The sequence below is a fragment of the Pseudoxanthomonas sp. PXM04 genome (assembly GCF_014851695.1).
GTDB lineage: Bacteria > Pseudomonadota > Gammaproteobacteria > Xanthomonadales > Xanthomonadaceae > Pseudoxanthomonas_A > Pseudoxanthomonas_A beigongshangi.
Map to the genome: position 1 here is coordinate 223,553 of NZ_JACVAG010000001.1, position 17,208 is coordinate 240,760.

The 17,208-nt window shown below is 67.3% G+C and carries 18 protein-coding genes; 12 read left to right on the top strand and 6 right to left on the bottom strand.

Features of this window, described 5'->3' with window-relative positions; translation table 11 throughout:
* Positions 1 to 51: 51 nt before the first annotated feature.
* From IB228_RS01070 to IB228_RS01090, 5 genes are all read left to right on the top strand, one after another.
* Positions 52 to 255, top strand: coding sequence for a hemin uptake protein HemP (locus IB228_RS01070; RefSeq protein ID WP_183644039.1), 204 nt, complete (start codon positions 52 to 54; stop codon positions 253 to 255).
* 241 nt (positions 256 to 496) lie between these two features.
* The gene (locus tag IB228_RS01075) at positions 497 to 2,680 is read left to right on the top strand and encodes a TonB-dependent hemoglobin/transferrin/lactoferrin family receptor (RefSeq protein WP_225562243.1); all 2,184 of its coding nucleotides are present in this window, start codon (positions 497 to 499) and stop codon (positions 2,678 to 2,680) included.
* A 35-nt stretch (positions 2,681 to 2,715) separates the two neighbouring features.
* Positions 2,716 to 3,330, top strand: a complete 615-nt coding sequence (locus tag IB228_RS01080) for a Hemin transport protein (RefSeq protein ID WP_183644034.1) — start codon at positions 2,716 to 2,718, stop codon at positions 3,328 to 3,330.
* Between the two features lie 26 nt (positions 3,331 to 3,356).
* Entirely contained in the window at positions 3,357 to 4,277 is a 921-nt protein-coding gene (locus IB228_RS01085; protein ID WP_183644840.1) for a DUF6607 family protein, read from the top strand.
* Between the two features lie 7 nt (positions 4,278 to 4,284).
* Positions 4,285 to 5,499: an MFS transporter gene (locus IB228_RS01090; protein ID WP_183644031.1), complete on the top strand. Its 1,215-nt coding sequence runs from the start codon at positions 4,285 to 4,287 to the stop codon at positions 5,497 to 5,499.
* Positions 5,500 to 5,577: 78 nt separating this feature from the next.
* Here IB228_RS01090 and IB228_RS01095 read toward each other — a convergent pair whose 3' ends face one another.
* The 3 genes from IB228_RS01095 to IB228_RS01105 are packed head-to-tail and all read right to left on the bottom strand — an operon-like array spanning position 5,578 to position 8,384.
* Entirely contained in the window at positions 5,578 to 6,939 is a 1,362-nt protein-coding gene (locus tag IB228_RS01095; RefSeq protein ID WP_183644028.1) for a PDZ domain-containing protein, read from the bottom strand.
* Positions 6,940 to 6,967: 28 nt separating this feature from the next.
* Positions 6,968 to 7,825, bottom strand: a complete 858-nt coding sequence (locus IB228_RS01100; RefSeq protein WP_183644025.1) for a hypothetical protein — start codon at positions 7,823 to 7,825, stop codon at positions 6,968 to 6,970.
* Positions 7,818 to 8,384 (bottom strand): sigma-70 family RNA polymerase sigma factor, encoded by a 567-nt coding sequence (locus IB228_RS01105; RefSeq protein WP_183644022.1) that lies wholly within the window; start codon positions 8,382 to 8,384, stop codon positions 7,818 to 7,820. The genes IB228_RS01100 and IB228_RS01105 overlap by 8 nt, the downstream gene beginning before the upstream one ends.
* A gap of 125 nt (positions 8,385 to 8,509) precedes the next feature.
* On the opposite strand from IB228_RS01105, the gene IB228_RS01110 reads away from it, so the two are divergent.
* The 5 genes from IB228_RS01110 (at position 8,510) to IB228_RS01130 (ending at position 12,107) form a co-directional block, all read left to right on the top strand.
* Entirely contained in the window at positions 8,510 to 9,475 is a 966-nt protein-coding gene (locus IB228_RS01110) for an SPFH domain-containing protein (RefSeq protein ID WP_183644837.1), read from the top strand.
* A gap of 1 nt (position 9,476) precedes the next feature.
* On the top strand, positions 9,477 to 9,908 hold the full coding sequence (locus IB228_RS01115; protein ID WP_183644019.1) for an NfeD family protein: 432 nt from the start codon (positions 9,477 to 9,479) through the stop codon (positions 9,906 to 9,908).
* A 188-nt stretch (positions 9,909 to 10,096) separates the two neighbouring features.
* The gene (gene gcvT, locus IB228_RS01120; protein ID WP_183644016.1) at positions 10,097 to 11,206 is read left to right on the top strand and encodes a glycine cleavage system aminomethyltransferase GcvT; all 1,110 of its coding nucleotides are present in this window, start codon (positions 10,097 to 10,099) and stop codon (positions 11,204 to 11,206) included.
* Between the two features lie 105 nt (positions 11,207 to 11,311).
* The gene (gcvH, locus tag IB228_RS01125) at positions 11,312 to 11,707 is read left to right on the top strand and encodes a glycine cleavage system protein GcvH (RefSeq protein ID WP_141453884.1); all 396 of its coding nucleotides are present in this window, start codon (positions 11,312 to 11,314) and stop codon (positions 11,705 to 11,707) included.
* Between the two features lie 148 nt (positions 11,708 to 11,855).
* Positions 11,856 to 12,107 (top strand): hypothetical protein, encoded by a 252-nt coding sequence (locus IB228_RS01130; protein WP_183644012.1) that lies wholly within the window; start codon positions 11,856 to 11,858, stop codon positions 12,105 to 12,107.
* 54 nt (positions 12,108 to 12,161) lie between these two features.
* On the opposite strand, the gene IB228_RS01135 is transcribed toward IB228_RS01130, so the two are convergent.
* Complete coding sequence (locus tag IB228_RS01135) at positions 12,162 to 12,512, bottom strand: hypothetical protein (RefSeq protein WP_183644009.1); 351 nt, start codon at positions 12,510 to 12,512, stop codon at positions 12,162 to 12,164.
* Positions 12,513 to 12,734: 222 nt separating this feature from the next.
* On the opposite strand from IB228_RS01135, the gene IB228_RS01140 reads away from it, so the two are divergent.
* Positions 12,735 to 13,184 carry a hypothetical protein gene (locus tag IB228_RS01140; protein WP_192197337.1) on the top strand — a complete coding sequence of 150 codons (450 nt, stop codon included), beginning with the start codon at positions 12,735 to 12,737 and terminating at the stop codon, positions 13,182 to 13,184.
* A 109-nt stretch (positions 13,185 to 13,293) separates the two neighbouring features.
* Positions 13,294 to 13,833 carry an SRPBCC family protein gene (locus IB228_RS01145; RefSeq protein WP_183644003.1) on the top strand — a complete coding sequence of 180 codons (540 nt, stop codon included), beginning with the start codon at positions 13,294 to 13,296 and terminating at the stop codon, positions 13,831 to 13,833.
* Positions 13,834 to 13,906: 73 nt separating this feature from the next.
* Here IB228_RS01145 and IB228_RS01150 read toward each other — a convergent pair whose 3' ends face one another.
* Both IB228_RS01150 and IB228_RS01155 read right to left on the bottom strand, forming a co-directional pair.
* Positions 13,907 to 15,283: a serine hydrolase domain-containing protein gene (locus tag IB228_RS01150; protein WP_183644000.1), complete on the bottom strand. Its 1,377-nt coding sequence runs from the start codon at positions 15,281 to 15,283 to the stop codon at positions 13,907 to 13,909.
* 178 nt (positions 15,284 to 15,461) lie between these two features.
* A complete protein-coding gene (locus tag IB228_RS01155; RefSeq protein WP_192197338.1) occupies positions 15,462 to 17,063 on the bottom strand; it encodes a choline dehydrogenase in 1,602 nt (533 codons plus the stop codon).
* Positions 17,064 to 17,208 lie beyond the last annotated feature (145 nt).

The following is a 17,208-nucleotide window of genomic DNA, read 5'->3' on the forward strand; positions in this document are numbered from 1 at the left end:
AGCCAATGAGAATCATTATCATTTGAGTGGCCCGACCCGGAGCCCACCACCATGATCTCGAACGTCACCTCATTGCCGAACGTCGAACCCCTGTCGCTGCGCGACCGTCTGCCTGCCCGGCCGGCCGCCCTCGCCGAGGACGTACTGGACAGCCACGTGCTGCTCAAGGGCCAGCGCGAAGTGCTGATCCGCCACGGCGACAAGATCTATCGCCTGCGCCACACCAGCAACGACAAGCTGATCCTCACCAAGTAAACACCGCCGCCGCGGCCGCGCCCCAACGCTCTCTCTCCCCGGCGGGGCGCGCCGCCGCGGTGGTGACCTTCTCTCTCCGCCTGGGCGCCAGCCATCGGTTCGACCGGCCCGCCAGCCTTCCAGGTTTCCCGCCACCCACGGTGCGCACGCGTTGCGCGCCGGGAAACCGATCAAGGACTGCCGTACCCCGATGATTCGCCCAACCCTGCTTACCTCCGCATTGTGGCTGGCCTGCGCAAGCATGGCCCAGGCTGAGACGCCTGCCGACGCCGCATCCGCCGGCACAGCGCCCACCCGCGAGTTCGAACGCGTCCAGGTCACCGCGACCCGCAGCGAACGCGAGATCGCCGACGTGCCCAACACCGTCAGCGTGATCGACCGCGAACAGATGGACGATCACCTGGTACGCGACATCAAGGATCTGGTGCGTTACGAGCCGGGTGTCAGCGTTACCTCGAGTTTCGGCCGGTTCGGCATGGGCGGATTCCGCATCCGCGGCCTGGACGGCAACCGCGTGCGCATCCAGACCGACGGCATCGCCGTCGCCGATGCATTCTCGATCGGCAGCTTCTCCAACGCCGGCCGCAACCTGGTCGACCTGGACACGATCAAGCAGGTCGAGATCGTGCGCGGGCCTTCGAGTTCCCTGTACGGATCCGACGCGCTTGGTGGCGTGGTGTCGTTCATCACCAAGGATCCCTCCGACTACCTGGGGGACGGCAAGGACGCCTACTTCGGCTTGAAGCTCGGCTACGAGGGCGACTGGAAGGGACTGTTCGGCAGCGCCACCGCCGCTTTCGGCGGCGAGCGCTGGAGCGGCCTGGCCGTGGTCGGCCATCGCCAGGGCAAGGAAACCGAGAACATGGGACGCGTCGGTGGCGAAGGCAGCAGTCGCACGCAACCCAACCCGCAGGAACGCGATGGCCGCAGCCTGCTGACCCGGCTGGTGTTCGCACCGAACGAGCAGCAGCACTTCCGCCTGACGGTGGAAGGCACCGAGGACAATGCCGATACCAACCTGCTCAATGCGCTGGGCTTCCAGTCGGCGACCCGTGCCACCAACACGGCGGTCACGGCCCGCGATCGCCAGACCCGCGCGCGCCTGTCGCTGGCGCATGAATGGGATGGACTCGATGCCGGCTTTGCCGACAGCCTGGACTGGCAGATCTACCGTCAGGACAGTGAAACCACGCAGTACACCCACGAGGAGCGCACGCTGTCACCGCCGATCCTGCAGGACATCCGCGATCGCGTGTTCAATTTCGATCAGCGCACCTACGGTCTGCAGGCGAATTTCCGCAAGCATTTCGAAACCGGTGCCGCGCAGCACGATCTGAGCTACGGCGTGGACCTGGCCTGGACCCGCACCCGCCAGAAGCGCGACGGCGTGCGCACCTTCCCGCTCACCGGCGTGACCACGCCGGTGATGGCGCCCGACAGCTTCCCCGTGCGCGACTTTCCCAACAGCGAAACCACGGTCGGCGCCTTGTACGTGCAGGACGAAATCGCGATGGTCGATGGCCGCCTGCGGCTGATTCCCGGCCTGCGCGTGGACCACTACCGGCTCAAGCCGAAGATGGACAACATCTTCGCCGAGGACAATCCCGGCGTTCGCGCGGTCAGCCTCAACGAGACCAGTATTTCGCCCAAGTTCGGCCTGGTCTGGCACTTCAACGATGAATGGTCACTGTTCGGCGGCTATGCGCGCGGCTTCCGTTCGCCGCCGTACAACGACGTCAACATCGGCTTCACCAACGTCCAGTTCGGCTATACCGCCATCGCCAACCCCAATCTCAAGCCGGAAACCAGTGACGGTCTGGAACTGGGCCTGCGCTTCTCCGGTGATGCCGTCTACGCCAGCCTGTCCGGTTACTACAACCAGTACGACGACTTCATCGAGTCCAGCCGCAACATCGGCTTCAATGCCGAAGGGCTGATGGTGTTCCAGTCGCAGAACATCGCCGAGGCCGAGATCTACGGCGCCGAGGTGAAAGCGGGCATCGACTTCGGCGCGCTGTCGCCGAGCTGGGACGGCTGGTCGATGCGTGGTTCGGCGGCGTGGTCGCGTGGCAAGGACAAGACCGACGACACCTGGCTCGACAGCGTGGATCCGCTGACCGCGGCGCTGGGCCTGGCCTATGACCAGTCGCAGTGGGGCGTGGAACTGGCGGGCCGTTTCGTCGGACGCAAGACCCATGCGTCCGCCAGCAACCTCTATCGCCCGGGTGGTTACGGCGTCCTGGATCTTTACGCGCATTGGGAATTCGCCCCCGGCGCGAAGTTCAACCTGGGCGTGTTCAACCTGGCCGACCGGCGTTACTTCGATGCCGGGGATCTCGCCCTGGTGGCCGCTACCAGCAATACCCTGGATCGGTACACCGCGCCCGGCCGCACGCTGTCGGCCAGCGTCGCGGTGAGCTGGTAGCCATGGTGGCGCGCGCGCTTCCGCCGGAAGTCCGGATGCCGGGCGATTGGCGGGAGGCCGCGCGCCTGCCGCAACCGCATCAGCTCGCCACGCTGGGCACGGTGCTGTGTCTGTACCGCTCCGAACATGGCGGCGAACTGGCCGGCTGGCAGCAGGCCGCCAGTGTTCGGGTCCGCGCCGGCCTGGACAGCGATTGCCTGCGCGAATCGCTGCAGTTCCTCGACGCCGGCGGCCGTTGCTGCTGGCGCCTGTTCCTGCTGCCCGACAGCGACTTCCTGGCCTGGGATCGCCTGTTGTCGCGTTGGCCGGAAGAGGCCGGCGCGGAATCCGCGGCCGGTGTCGGCGAGCGCTTGTGGCGCCGCCTGGCCGGCCGCCTGCGCGGCGAGCAATGGCGAGCGGCGATCCTGCGCCTGCATGAACTGCCGGGCGAAGGCGGACGTCCGGTGCTGGCCGCCAGCCTGGCGCGGCTGTCCCCGCTCGGCGCCGCCACCGCGCGCGCGATTGCCCGCAACGAGGGCATCGATGATGAAACCCTGTCGGACGAGTGCTGCTGTCTCTCGTCCGCACCGTCGCGAATCCGCGACATGCCACACGGTAGCTACCCGGATGCCGTGATTTCCTGGAAGCCAAACGAGAGAACCCACGCATGAAATTCCTGCCTCTTATCCTCCTGACGATGCTGCTGGCCGGTGCCGGCGATGCCGCCGCGCAGAATGCCGATCCCGCCCGTGACCGCCAGTCGATCCTGGCCATGCAGGGCGAGTACACGGTCGATTTTGCCTTCGACGAAACCGTGTTGCTGCAGCCCGGCTACGAGCGCCAGGCGGCCATGCGCAGCGGTGGCGACGAGACCGTCATCGTGGTCGAGGACACCCCGCGCCGGATCGTCCTGCAGCACATCCTGGTGGATGCCAAGAGCGGCCACGTCACCAAGCACTGGCGGCAGGACTGGATCTATGAGGCCCCGCAGCGCTTCGAATTCAGTGCGGATCAGACCTGGACCCGCCAGGCCATTCCTGCCGAGGTGACCCGTGGCGCCTGGACCCAGTGCGTCTACGAGGTCAGTGATGCGCCGCGCTATTGCGGCACCGGTCGCTGGGACTACCGCGAAGGCCATCCGACCTGGACCAGCGACCTGTCCTGGCGTCCGTTGCCGCGTCGCGAATACACCCGTCGCAGCGACTACAACGCGATGTCGGTGATCAATCGCCATACCCTGACCCCGGGTGGCTGGACCCATGAGCAGTTCAACACCAAGGTGCTGCGCAAGCCCGATGGCAGCGAAGTGCAACTGGCGCGCGAGTTCGGCTTCAACGATTACATCAAGACCAAGGACATCGACTTCAAGCCGGCGTACGAGTACTGGAAGGGCACGTCTGACTACTGGGCCCGCGTGCGCACGCGCTGGGAGCGCTTCCTCGAGCGTGATACCGGTGTCCACCTCAAGACCAAGATCGACGGCATGGCGATGATCATCCCGCTGTTCACCCAGGCCGGCGAAGCACAGGAAGGCAAGGCGGTAAGCGATGCGGAAATCGACAAGGTGTTCGCGGCGTGGGTGGAACCGGCGCCGGCTGGCCGCACCGTCGCCAGGTAAGTCTTCGATGTCCGCGCCGTCGGCGCCGCCGCTGAAACTGCTGCCGCTGATTCTGGCCAACGCGGCGTGCATGATGGCGATGAACGCGTTCATCGCCCTGCTGGCACCGCTGGCGCGGACATTGGCGCTGAACGAATGGCAGGCCGGGGCGTCGGTGACCGTGGCTGGCGTGCTGTGGTTCCTGCTGGCGCGGCCATGGGGAAGGCTGAGCGATCGCTGGGGACGCAAGCGGGTGATTGCCACCGGCATCGCCGGTTTCGCGGCGGCCTATCTGGCGCTGGCGGCCGGGATCCATTGGGCCCTGCTGACGCTGCCGGGAACACTGGCGGGTTTCCTGCTGCTGCTGGCGGGGCGCGGCGCGATCGGCGCGTTCTACGCGGCGATACCCGCGGCGGCCAACGCGATGATCGCCGACCGCACGCCGGTCGAGCGGCGTGCGGCCGCGATGGCGACGCTGGGCGCCTCCAGTGCCATCGGACTGGTGCTCGGCCCATCGCTGGCCGGCTGGCTGGTGGGCGGGGGACTGGTGTTGCCGCTGTATGCGATGGCGGGGCTCGCGGTGGTCGCCCTGATCGTCGCGATATACGGACTGCCCGGAGGCGACGCGCCGCTGGCGCCGCGTGACGCGACGCCGGTGCGGATGGGGGACCCGCGCCTGCGGATGCCGGTGGTCGTCGCGCTGGTGGCGATGGGCAGCGTCGCCATCGCCCAGATCTGCGTGGGGTTCTATGCGATGGATCGCTGGGGGTTGTCGCGCGAGCACGCCGGACGCGTGGCCGGCTATGCGCTGACGGCGGTCGGAGTGGCGCTGATTGCCGCGCAGGTCGGCGTGCGCCGCCTGCAATGGCCGCCGCATGTGTTGATCCGGCGTGGCGCGGTCGTGGCGATGCTGGGATTCCTGGTCGCGGGCTTCACCGCGGCGCCCTGGCAACTGATCGCCAGCTACTTCGTGATGGCGCTGGGAATGGGGCTGGTGTTCCCGGCATTCTCGGCGATGGCCGCCAACGCGGTGGCCGCGCACGAACAGGGAACCGTCGCCGGCACCGTATCCGCCGCGCAGGGCATCGGGATGGTGCTGGGACCGCTGGCGGGGACGCTGCTGTACGGCATCGCACCGGCGGTGCCGTTCGTGGTCGGCGCTTTGATGTTGGCGTCGATCGCCTTTTGGGTCGGCACGGCCCGCGAGCCCGCCGTTGCCCGGCCTGCCGACGAAGCGGCGTGAGCCTGCTGCGGCGCTGAAAAAAAATGCCCCGGAGAGCTCCGGGGCAGGGGATTCACACGAATGTTCTTGTCGGAATACTCAGACCGGCACGCCCGGTGACGGGGGCGGCGGCGCAGGCGGTGCCTTGGGCATCGCAGGCGCCCGCGGCGCCGTTGGTGGCGTGGGAGGCTGCGGAAAGGGCGCTCTGGCGTCGCCGCTGTATTCGTGGATCCGGCCGTCGCGATCGACCATGACCACCTGCTGACGGCGGTTCGTGATCACGGCCGCAGGCGCGGGCGGTGCCGGCGGGGTGGGCACCGCAGCCGCGGCGGGGGGTGTTGGTGCAGCGGGAGGCACGGGTGAAGGGGGCGTCGGCGGCGCCGCCGGCGGAGCGGGCGGCGTGGGGGGAACGGGAATCCGCAGCGGCGTGGCGCGCGGAATCCGGATCGAACTGGTCGCGGTCCGGCGATCGCGCAGGTATTCCACCTTGACGGCGCTGTCGGCCGGTTTTCCGCGCAGGGCTTCCATCACCTCGCGCGGCGTCGCCACGTCCCGGCCTTCGATGCGGCGGATCACGTCGCCCGCCTGCAGGCCTTCCAGTTCCGGTCCGGTCGACAACACCAGCACACCGCTATCGGTGCCGAAGTAGCGACCCAGTTGCGGATCCACCGACGACAGGTTCAGTCCGTTCCAGCGATAGGCTTCGGCCAGCCGCGGCATCAGGCAGTCCTTGCCGTCGGTGCAGTCGGTGAGTTCCCGCACCCGCATCAGTTCACGCTGGATATCCGGCGTGATCGCCAGCTCGGCCGGGTTGAAGTCGAAGGTGCCGAAGTCGAAGTTGTCGATGGTCGCGAAGCCCTCGTCTTCCGGTGACAGGACGATGCGTGTCCCGCGTTCGCCGGTGGAACCGTCGTCGGTGAAGACCAGCACCGGCCGGCCGGCCTGGGGTGTGACCTGCACGTCATGGGCACCGCCGTCGCGCTGGAACGAGATCTTCACCGGCACGTCCACCTTCAGGCTCGACAGCGCAGCGCGTGCGTTTTCCAGGCGCTGTTCCGGCGTGCCACCCGCGATCGCCTTGCCGTTGATCTTCAGCAGCTGATCGCCGGAGCGCAGGCCGACCCGCGCCGCGCCGCTGTCCGGGGTGACGCCGGTGACGCGGACGCCGGTCCTGGCGTCCGGCGCCAGCAGCACGCCCAGCATCGGCCGGCGCTCGATGCGCTGGCGCATCGCCGCCATCTCTTCGCTGCGCGAGAGTTCGGCCAGACGCCGCGCCGCACGTTGTAGATCCTCGCGCGCCGATTCCAGTTCCTTGCGCTGCGCTTCGCGCGCGGCGGCGGATTGCACGTCGCCCGCCTGCGCCCGCGCGGTCCGGGCGCTGTCCTGGGCCTGGGTGGCGAAGGCCATGCCGATGGCGATGGCGAGCGCGGCGGCGCTCATGTTTCGGATCTTGGATTTCATGATCACCTCGGGTTGTTCCTCGTGTTCCTCAATAGACCTGGGCGACCGTGCCATCGGCACGGTACCCATTGGCCGCCATCCAGCGCTGGGTGCCTTCCACGCCCGTCAGCCGTTGCAGGACGGCGACCCGCTCGCGCCACAGGTCGACGCGGGTATCGGCGGACAGTTCGGGCTGCGACAGGGCGACGTCGATACCGGCCATGCGCTCGTTCAGGGCCGCGCTCAATGCCATGGCGGGGCCGCTGGCGACGCGGTCGTCGCGGATCTGCGAGAGCAGTGCTTCCAGGCGCGCGGATTCGGCGTACAGCGTTTCCAGTGCGGCGGGTGAACCACTCGTCGCCGTGTCCCCGGCCTTGGGCGCGGGCGCCCGATTGCCTGCGTTGGCCAGCGCGCTGTCGGCGGTTTGCCCGTCGCGTGCGCGCGCGCTGGAAGCGCGTCGGCGCTCGGTCGCTTTGGGCGGTACCGAACCGTGCTGCGAATCTGTCGTCGCCAGCGTCGTGTCGCGCGGGACAGTGTCCGCGAGCGGCGCGGGGGGCGGTGCATCCTCTCCGTTCGAAGCGATGGCCGTCGTCGGAACGGGCGATGGCGCGGGAGACACGACCGGCGTCGCGGGAGCTCCCGCCGGTGACGTGCCAGCGGGCGTGCGCGCAACCGTCGTCGCCGACGACGGGTCGGGCGAGGTGTCGCGCCACGGCACCGCCACCGCGAGCGCCAGGCAGGCGGCGGCCGCGGCCGGAATCCAGACACGCGCACGCGAACGGCGTGCCGGCAGGGCCGTGGCGACCCGGCTCCAGCCGCCGGCGGGCGGGGTTTCCAGCGGCAAGGCGGCGAAGGCCTGGCCCCAGTCCTCGGGAGCCGGGCTCCCCGGTTGGCGTGCGTCAGGCATGGGCGGGTTCCTCGATCTGCAGCAGCGCCCGCAGGCGGCGGGTGCCGCGCGAGAGCTGCGATTTGGAAAAGCTGGGGGTGCGTTGCATCAGCCGGGCGATTTCCTCGTGCGTATAGCCTTCGGCGTGGTACAGCCACAGCACGCTGCGGGTCGCGGCCGGCAGCGCGCCGAGCGCCCGCTGCAGCAAGGCGGCATCGGCGGCGGCGGGCGGCAGGCGGCCGCCGTCTTCCGGCAAGTCCTCCTCGTCCATGGCGATCTCCATGTCGAAGCGGCGGTTGCGGCGCAGTTTCATCAGCGCCTCGTTGACCGCGATCTGGCGCAGCCAACCCCAGAACGGGCTGCCGCCGCGGAAGTCGTCAAGGTGGTGGAAGAGTTTCAGCATGGTGTCCTGCAACACGTCGGAGGCTTCCTCTCGATCGCCACAGATGCGCAGCGCCAAGGTGAATACGGGCCGCTCGAACCAGCGGTACAACTGCTCGAAGGCGTCCTGCCGCCCCGCGCGGGCGCGGGCCAGGAGGGTGTCGGGCACGTCGATGGCAAAACTGGATACGGGTGGCATGCATTCATCCAGATGCCGGGGGTGGCAAAAGGGTCGCAGCCGGAATCACATTTGCCAGATCCCGGACCGGCGGTACCCCGGGGCCGTCTATACTCCCCTATAACTAAGGACAGAAGGGGGTAATGATGTTTTCTTCGGGTCTGACCACGTTCGTGGTCATCGCAATCGCCATCTTCATCGTCGTCACCTTCCTCAAGGGCGTGCGGGTGGTGCCGCAGGGGTACGAGTTCACCGTCGAGCACTTCGGCAAGTACACCCATACGATGTCCCCCGGGCTGCACTTCCTGATTCCCTACATGCAGGGCGTGGGACGCAAGGTCAACATGATGGAGCAGGTCTTCGAGGTGCCTTCCCAGGACGTGATCACCAAGGACAATGCCGTGGTGAAGGTGGACGGGGTGGTGTTCTTCCAGGTGCTGGATGCGGCCAAGGCGGCCTATGAAGTGGCCAATCTGGACCAGGCGATGATCGCGCTGGTGCAGACCAACATCCGTACCGTCATCGGTTCCATGGACCTGGACGAGTCGCTCAGCCAGCGCGAAACCATCAACGCCAAGCTGCTGGGCGTGGTCGATCACGCCACCAGCCCCTGGGGCGTGAAGGTCAACCGCATCGAGATCAAGGACATCCAGCCGCCGCGCGATCTGGTCGATTCGATGGCGCGGCAGATGAAGGCCGAACGCGACAAGCGCGCTTCGATCCTGGAAGCGGAAGGTTCGCGCCAGTCGGAGATCCTGCGCGCCGAGGGCGAGAAGCAGTCGGCGATCCTGGAGGCCGAGGGCAAGCGCGAGGCCGCCTACCGCGAAGCGGAGGCACGCGAGCGCCTGGCCGAGGCGGAAGCCAAGGCGACCTCGCTGGTGTCCGAGGCGATCGCCAAGGGCGACGTGCAGGCCATCAACTACTTCATCGCGCAAAAGTACGTGGAGGCCTTCAAGGAACTGGCGACGGCGCCCAACCAGAAATTCGTGTTGATGCCGATGGAGGCCAGCGGCGTGATCGGTTCCATCGCCGGCATCGCCGAACTGGCCAAGGACGCGTTGAGCCAGCAGCAGGCGTCGATCGCCTCACGGCCGCCGCGTATCGGAGGCTGAGATGAGCCTCAAGTTCGCGATCTGGGCCGGCGCCGCGCTGCTGCTGTTCGCGGCCGAGACGATGGCGCCGGGAGCTTTCATGCTCTGGTTCGGTTTCGCCGCCACGGCGATGGCGGTGGTGGTCCTGCTGCTGCCGGAACTGGGCTGGCTGTGGCAGGCGATCCTGTTCTCGGTGTTCGCGGTCATCTCGGTCGGGATCTACCTGAAATGGTTCCGCGGGCGTGGCCGCCGCAGCGATCAGCCGCTGCTGAACCGGCGTGCCGAACAGCTGATCGGGCGTGTGCTGGAACTGGACCAGGCCATCGCCGGCGGCCTGGGACGGGTCAAGGTGGACGATGCCTTCTGGTCGGTCAGCGGTCCGGACTTGCCGGTCGGCGCGCGCGTCCGCGTGATCGCCGTGGACGGCATGGTCCTGAAGGTGCAGGCGCACTGACCCGTGCGCCACCGGCCGGGCCGTGTGCCCGGCCGGCGCGCCGAATCTCGGCTATCCGCCCGTCCGGAAACCCATTCCCCGGATGTCTTCCCTCGCACCGTTTCAGGCCTTCGCCGCACCATGCGGCGGCGTCGGGGGCATGGGCGCTCCCCATCTGGGATAATGGCGTTCTTTGCCCGGGAGCGGCCATGACCAAGAAGACCATCCTCAACGACACCCATCGCGCGCTCGGCGCCAAGATGGTCGATTTCGGCGGCTGGGACATGCCGATCCACTACGGCTCCCAGATCGAGGAGCACCACCAGGTGCGTCGCGACGCCGGCATGTTCGACGTCAGCCACATGACCGTGGTGGACCTGCATGGTCAGCGCACCCGTGAATTCCTCCGCCATCTGGTCGCCAACTCGGTCGACAAGCTGAAGGTGCCGGGCAAGGCGCTCTATACCTGCATGCTGGATGCCAACGGCGGGGTGATCGATGATCTCATCATCTATTTCATGGACGACGCGTTCTTTCGCCTGGTCGTCAACGCCGCCACCCGCGACAAGGACCTGGCGTGGATCCAGTCCCAGGCCGCCGCGTTCGACGTCGAAGTGAGGGAGCGTCCCGAGTTCGCGATGATCGCCGTGCAGGGCCCGACCGCCCGCGCGAAGGTCATCGGCCTGCTGCGCGAATCCGATCGCGCCGCCGCCGACAAGCTGTCGCGGTTCGCCGCGGTGCAGGCGCAGAGCATGGCCGGCGTGCCGCTGTTCGTCGCCCGCACCGGCTACACCGGTGAGGACGGTTACGAGATCGTCCTGCCGGAACAGGACGCGGTCGGGTTCTGGAACGCGCTGCTGGAAGCGGGGGTGAAGCCTGCCGGCCTCGGCGCCCGCGACACCCTGCGCCTGGAAGCGGGCATGAACCTGTATGGCCAGGACATGGATGAATCGGTCTCTCCCTACGAGGCCGCGCTGGCCTGGACCGTCGCCCTGGACGCGGGCCGCGACTTCATCGGCCGCCCGGTGCTGGAGCAGCAGAAGGCGGATGGCGCGCCGCGCCAGATGATCGGCCTGGTGATGGACGAGAAGGGCGTGCTGCGGCACGGCCAGAAGGTCCTGACCGCCAACGGCGATGGCGAGATCCTGTCGGGCACGTTCTCGCCCACCCTGGGCAAGGCCATCGCCTTCGCGCGCGTGCCGGCCGGCGAGCCCGGTGTGGTCCGCGTGGACATCCGCGGCAAGGAAGTGCCGGTGCGGGTGGTGAAGTTCCCGTTCGTCCGCGACGGCCAGGCCCAGCCCGGCGTGCTGGGCGAATGACACGAGGGTGGCCCGGCTTCGGCCGGGCCACTTTCATGCCCGGCATAAGCAGCTAAACTAGCGTCCTCTTTCCCGCCCACCCGTTACAAATCCGGAGTAGCCAACATGAGCGAGATTCCCGGCGATCTCAAATTCCTGAAGTCCCACGAGTGGGCCCGCGCTGAAGGCGATCGCCGCGTCACCGTCGGCATTTCCGATCACGCGCAGGGCCTGCTCGGCGACCTCGTCTATGTCGAGCTGCCGAACGTCGGCGACCGCGTCGAGGCAGGCAACGCCAGCGCCGTTGTCGAGTCGGTGAAGGCGGCGTCCGACGTGTACAGCCCGGTAACCGGCAAGGTGATCGAGGTCAACGCGGCGCTGGCCGACAAGCCCGAAACCATCAACGAGGATGCCTATGGCGAAGGCTGGATCTTCGTGGTGGAAGCCGAGGAGCCGGAGCAGCTCAACGAGCTGCTGTCCCCCGACGACTACGCCGAGCTGCTGGAAGACGAGGACCACTGAGTCCGGCATCTTCACCCAGCCTGGACCGGCCGCCTCGCGCGGCCGGTTTTTTTTTGCCTCCCCGTCCGGCAACGTCGTGACGGACGGGAGGCGCGATGCAGGTGAATCGGGAGCGCGGCGTCCGGAGCCGGGTGACGGAATTCCGTCGATGGTTTTCTTCCATGCCTCGCCGCGGGCGATCCGATCGTCGACGCGAACGGTGCCGACGACGGTGCCGGACACGACCGGCGATGCCGCCAGACGGATGCCGGCATGCATCGTCGGCCATCCATCCGACGTCGTCGAAGCGTCGTCGGACGACCGCGAAGACGGTCGCGAAAGCGGATTTTTTTTGCGCAGATCCGCGCAATCGGGCTTGTGCGCCGCCCCAAACCGGACCGCCCAGCGGAAAAATTTTTAGGTGCCGTTTAGCCCTCCGACGGCAGCTCCGCGATGCTGTCGCGGGGAGCGCGAATCACGATCCGGATTCCGCATCAGGCGAATGCATGTCAAAAAAGCGCTCGTTTTTGCGCTTTTTTTTTCTTGCCGCTTCAGCGCCGACGTTGCTGGCGGGATCCGTTACCGCGATTTCCCATCCTCGTTCGCCGCCATCCCGGCGGGCAGGCGGCGGCGGCGGCCCCAAAAAAATTTCGCCGAGGTGTTGACACGTCCAAAAACCGTGATTAGGTTTCGCGCAGCAGAGAGTGCTGCGGAAGCGAGTGAGTCGGATCAATACGACAGCGCGAGTGACAACAAGGCCAATCGTCCCAGCCCAGGCAGCGGCGGACGCAGGGCTCGCTTCCCCCGAAAAAATGACCAGCACCATCCATTCCGCACCCGTGTCGCCCGGCGACCCGGGTGTTTTCGTATTTGTAGGGGACCACGTCAGAAGGGTCCCGACAAAAGAATCCGGTTCAACGCGCCTGGCGCGTCGACGGTTGCCTGCGGGTCCGACTCCCGCGGCCAATTCCGCAACTGGGCCTGCCTTCGGGCAGAGGTGTCGTACCCCGATGTACCCAATCCAAGTTCACTGACGAGGAGCCATCACATGGCAATGAAGAAAGCTGCTAAGAAGAAACCTGCCAAGAAGGCCGCCAAGAAGGCGACCAAGAAGGCAGCCGCCAAGAAGACCGTGAAGAAGGCCGCCAAGAAGGCTGCCAAGAAGGTCACCAAGAAGGCCGCCAAGAAGACCGTGAAGAAGGCTGCCAAGAAGGTTGCCAAGAAGCCGGCCAAGAAGGCTGCGAAGAAGACTGCGAAGAAGGCCACCAAGAAGGCTGCCAAGAAGGCTGCCAAGAAGGTCGCCCGCAAGCCCGCGAAGAAGGCTGCGAAGAAGGCCACCAAGAAGGCTGCCAAGAAGACCGTGAAGAAGGCCGCCAAGAAGGCTGCCAAGAAGCCGGCCAAGAAGGCTGCGAAGAAGGCCGCCAAGAAGCCTGCCCGCAAGTCCAAGAAGAAAGCGGCTCCGGTCGCGCTGCCGGCCACCCCGGCTCCGCTGATCTAAGCCAAACCCCGATTAGCCGTATCCATCAGACTCTCTCCCTGTGCCCAGCAGGGGGAGAGTTTTTTTTTGCGCGGGATTAAGCTGGCGGCCGTCGAAGCGGAGGAATGACATGAAGTTGCTGAAATGGGCCCTGGGCATCCTGGTCGTGCTGGGCGTGGTGCTGGTGGCCGGAAGCCTGTTGCTGCCGGCGCGCACCCACGTCGAACGTTCCATCACCATCCAGCGGCCGCCGGCGGAAGTGTTCGCCACCCTCAATTCGTTCCGCCGCTTCAACGAGTGGTCGCCCTGGTTCGCCGCCGATCCGCAGGCCAAGTACACCTACGAAGGCCCCGCCGAAGGCGTGGGCGCCAGCATGCGCTGGTCCGGCAACCAGGCGGTCGGAACCGGCAGCCAGCGGATCACCGGCAGCCGCGCGCCGGAGCAGGTGATCGTCGCCCTGGATTTCGGCGGCCATCCCTCCGTCGCCACCTACACGCTGGTGGCCGAGGGCGGCAACGCGACCCGGCTGACCTGGGCCTTCGATACCGAACACGGCTACAACCCGATATCGCGCTGGTTCGGCCTGCTGTTCGATCGCATGATCGGCGCCGACTACGAGCGTGGCCTGGGCCAGCTCAAGACCGTGCTGGAGCAGGCGCCCGCGCGCTGATCGAATCCGCGGTCCAAAACCGGCGCGCCCCGCGGATAGCGGGGCGCGTGCGGAACATCGCGGGTAGTGGACGTCAACGCGGTGAGGCGGTTGCCTGGCTGGCGGCGGCGCCGCTCTTGTTGTCCGGCTGCGGCGAATCGGCCATCAGCAGATCGCTGGTATCCATCGGCGTGTCCAGCCACTGCTGCGGCGGCAGGCCCATCGCGCGGTCCAGGATCGTCGGCAGCAGGCCGGACGGTACCGAGCTGTCGCTGTTCCAGAGGATGGCGATGCCCAGGTCGCGCTCGGGCACCAGCGCGACCATGCCGCGATAGCCCTGCACGGCGCCGGCGTGGAAGACCACCGGGTGGCTGGCGTAGTCGAAGACGCGCCAGCCCAGCGCATAGCCGGCGGAATAGATGCGATCGCGGCGCCAGCCGGCCCGCATCTCGCCCGGCGTGGACACCAGCGAGGCATGCAGCGTGGCCAGCAGCGGCGCCGGCAGCACGTCCTGGCGATGCCCGGTCTGCGCGACCAGCCACTGCGCCATGTCGCTGATGCTGGCGTTGACGCCGGCGGCCGGGGCCAGGCGGTAGTAGGTCGGCTTGGGCGTCAGGGCGACCCAGCCATTACGGCTGCGCACGTGCGGACGCGCCCAGCGCGCGCTGTTCTCGATGCCCTCCAGTCCCAGGCTGGCGTCGTTCATGCCCAGCGGCTTGAAGATGCGCTTGTCGACCGCCTGTTCGTAGAAACCGCCGGTGGCGGCGAACACCACGTCGCCGAACACGCTGAAGGCGACGTTCTGGTAGGCGTAGCACTGGCCGGGCACGCAGCTCATCGGCGCGTAGGCCAACTTCTGGGTCACCGCGTAATAGTCGGCATTGCCCTCGATGTCGCGATCGAAGGCGTTGTGCGCCTGCAGGCCGACCCGGTGGCTCAGCAGATCCGCCACGGTCACCTGGCGGGTCGCCATCGGATCACTGAGGCGGAAGTTGGGCACGTAGTCGGCCACCCGGCTGTCCCAGCGCAGCGATCCGTCGTTGACCAGCAAACCGGCGAGGGTACCGGCGAACGCCTTGGAGAGTGACGCCAGCCGGAACACGGTGTGTCCGTCGATCGTCTGCGGCGCGCTGACGTCGGTGACGCCATAGCCCTTCGCCGTCAACACGCGGCCGTTGTGGACGATCGCCAGCGCCAGGCCGGGAACGCGTTCGCCCAGGGTCAGCTGTTGCGCCATGGCTTCGAAACGGGCGACGTCGAAGCCAGGCGCGAGCGCGGGTGCGGTCGCGGCGGCAACCGTGGCGGCTTGAGCGGCGGGAACGGAAGTCGTGGCGGTCGGGGCCGGCGAGACGGTGCGGGCGGCGCCGACGGGCGGCGTCTGGGCCGTGGAAGCCAGCGTCAGAGGTATCAGCAGTCCGAGCAGCCCAATACGGAACGGGCGCAACGGCCGCCGAGTTACCTTCTTCTTCATGTACTGATCGCCTGCGCAACGGTTGCTGGACGCGATAATAACGTTGCTGTTTCAGATTGCACAAATGGCGGCAACTTCCGCACGCATGTCGTTCATCTAGTTGAAGATCCGGGTGTCGTCCGTCGCATTTTCGGCGCGCCCTGTTCAGCTCCCTGAGCAGGCATTTTCAGCAGGTAATTCAGTGCGCAACGCGAAGGGGATCATGGCCACGGATGAGGTCGGCAGCACGTTCGGCAATCATCATCGTCGGCGCGTTGGTGTTGCCGCCGATGAGGGTGGGCATCACCGAGGCATCGATTACCCGCAGTCCGCCGATGCCGTTCACGCGAAGCTGCGGATCCACCACCGCGTTGCCGTCGTTGCCCATCCGGCAGGTGCCGATCGGGTGATAGACCGTCTCGGCCTTGGCGCGCACGAATGCCGCCAGCCCGGCGTCGTCCAGATCGTCCCGGACCGGGAAGATCGGCGTGCCGCGATAGTCGTCGAACGCACGCTGGACGAACAGCTCGCGCGACAGCCGCGCGCATTCGATCATCATCTTCAGATCGAAGCCCTCGGGATCGCTCAGGTAGTTGGCTTCGATGCGGGCCGGGGTGCGCGCGTCCGCGTCCTCCAGGCGGATGCGCCCGCGACTGCGTGGACGGAGGAAGCAGGCATGCAGCGTATAGCCGTCACCGGCCAGGCGATGCCGCCCGTGGTCGTCGAGCATGGCCGGCACGAAGTGCAACTGGATATCGGCATGCGGGTCGGGCGCCAGCGACGAGCGCACGAATGCGCCGGCTTCGGCGATATTGCTGGTGCCGGGGCCGCGATGCCCGCGCAGGAAATAGTCGAAGGCCGTCTTCAACTCGCTGGTACGGTCGTAGGTGACCGGCCGGGTCGAATGCCGCAGCGTGCAGATATCCAGGTGATCCTGCAGGTTCAGGCCGACCTGCGGCGCGTCCATCCGTACCGTGATGCCGTGCTGGCGCAGATGATCGGCCGGTCCGATCCCGGACAGCATCAGCAACTGCGGCGAATTGATCGCGCCTCCGGCCAGCAGCACTTCCCGCTCGGCGCGCACCCGGATCTCGCGGCCGCGGTGGGCATAGGCCACGCCGACCGCGCGGCCGTCCTCGATCAGGATGCGGCGGGCGAGGGTGCCGGTGCAGACTTCCAGATTCGAGCGGTGCCGCACCGGATGCAGGTAGGCCACGGCCGAGGAGCAGCGCGCGCCATCCTTCTGGGTGACCTGGTAGAAACCGAAACCCGATTGCGCCGGCCCGTTGAAATCGTCGTTGCGGGAGTAGCCGGCCTGTTGTCCGGCCTCGATGAAGGCGGAGGACAGTGGGTTGGTGTAGCGCAGGTCGGACACGTGCAGCGGGCCGTCTGCGCCATGCAGCGCGTCGGCGCCGCGGCTGTTGCGCTCGGAGCGCTTGAAGTAGGGAAGCACGCCCTGCCAGTCCCAGCCCTCCGCGCCTGCCGCATCCCAGCGGTCGTAGTCCTCCGGCACGCCGCGGACGTAGCACATGGCGTTGATTGAACTGGAGCCGCCCAGTACCTTGCCGCGCGGCCACCACAGGCGCCGGCCGTCGAGTTGCGCTTCCGGCACGGTGTCGTAGTTCCAGTTCACGCCCTTCTGGCCGACCAGCCTGGCCAGTCCGGCCGGCATGTGGATGAAGGGATGCCAGTCGCGGGGGCCGGCTTCCAGCAGCAGCACGCGGCAGGCGGGATCTTCGGAGAGGCGGTTGGCAAGCACGCAGCCGGCCGAACCGGCACCGATGATGATGTAGTCGTACACGTGGAAGCCTGCAACCGGGATGGATCGAAGCTATCGGGCGGGGATAGAGCAAATGCTCGGCGGGCCTCGACCAGATGCGCGCCTTCCGCAGCGATGGAACACAGCGGCGCCTGAAAACGCTGGCGATGTTGCAGTGCATCGGATA

Coding starts and splice junctions, on each gene's coding strand:
- gcvT (WP_183644016.1), top strand. CDS start 10,097: ATGACCAAGAAGACCATCCTCAACGACACCCATCGCGCGCTCGGCGCC.
- IB228_RS01100 (WP_183644025.1), bottom strand. CDS start 7,825: ATGCCTGACGCACGCCAACCGGGGAGCCCGGCTCCCGAGGACTGGGGC.
- IB228_RS01075 (WP_225562243.1), top strand. CDS start 497: ATGGCCCAGGCTGAGACGCCTGCCGACGCCGCATCCGCCGGCACAGCG.
- IB228_RS01150 (WP_183644000.1), bottom strand. CDS start 15,283: ATGAAGAAGAAGGTAACTCGGCGGCCGTTGCGCCCGTTCCGTATTGGG.
- IB228_RS01080 (WP_183644034.1), top strand. CDS start 2,716: ATGCCGGGCGATTGGCGGGAGGCCGCGCGCCTGCCGCAACCGCATCAG.
- IB228_RS01085 (WP_183644840.1), top strand. CDS start 3,357: ATGCTGCTGGCCGGTGCCGGCGATGCCGCCGCGCAGAATGCCGATCCC.
- IB228_RS01070 (WP_183644039.1), top strand. CDS start 52: ATGATCTCGAACGTCACCTCATTGCCGAACGTCGAACCCCTGTCGCTG.
- IB228_RS01090 (WP_183644031.1), top strand. CDS start 4,285: ATGTCCGCGCCGTCGGCGCCGCCGCTGAAACTGCTGCCGCTGATTCTG.
- IB228_RS01140 (WP_192197337.1), top strand. CDS start 12,735: ATGGCAATGAAGAAAGCTGCTAAGAAGAAACCTGCCAAGAAGGCCGCC.
- IB228_RS01135 (WP_183644009.1), bottom strand. CDS start 12,512: ATGGTGCTGGTCATTTTTTCGGGGGAAGCGAGCCCTGCGTCCGCCGCT.
- IB228_RS01095 (WP_183644028.1), bottom strand. CDS start 6,939: ATGAAATCCAAGATCCGAAACATGAGCGCCGCCGCGCTCGCCATCGCC.
- IB228_RS01105 (WP_183644022.1), bottom strand. CDS start 8,384: ATGCCACCCGTATCCAGTTTTGCCATCGACGTGCCCGACACCCTCCTG.
- IB228_RS01115 (WP_183644019.1), top strand. CDS start 9,477: ATGAGCCTCAAGTTCGCGATCTGGGCCGGCGCCGCGCTGCTGCTGTTC.
- IB228_RS01110 (WP_183644837.1), top strand. CDS start 8,510: ATGTTTTCTTCGGGTCTGACCACGTTCGTGGTCATCGCAATCGCCATC.
- IB228_RS01145 (WP_183644003.1), top strand. CDS start 13,294: ATGAAGTTGCTGAAATGGGCCCTGGGCATCCTGGTCGTGCTGGGCGTG.
- IB228_RS01130 (WP_183644012.1), top strand. CDS start 11,856: ATGGTTTTCTTCCATGCCTCGCCGCGGGCGATCCGATCGTCGACGCGA.
- gcvH (WP_141453884.1), top strand. CDS start 11,312: ATGAGCGAGATTCCCGGCGATCTCAAATTCCTGAAGTCCCACGAGTGG.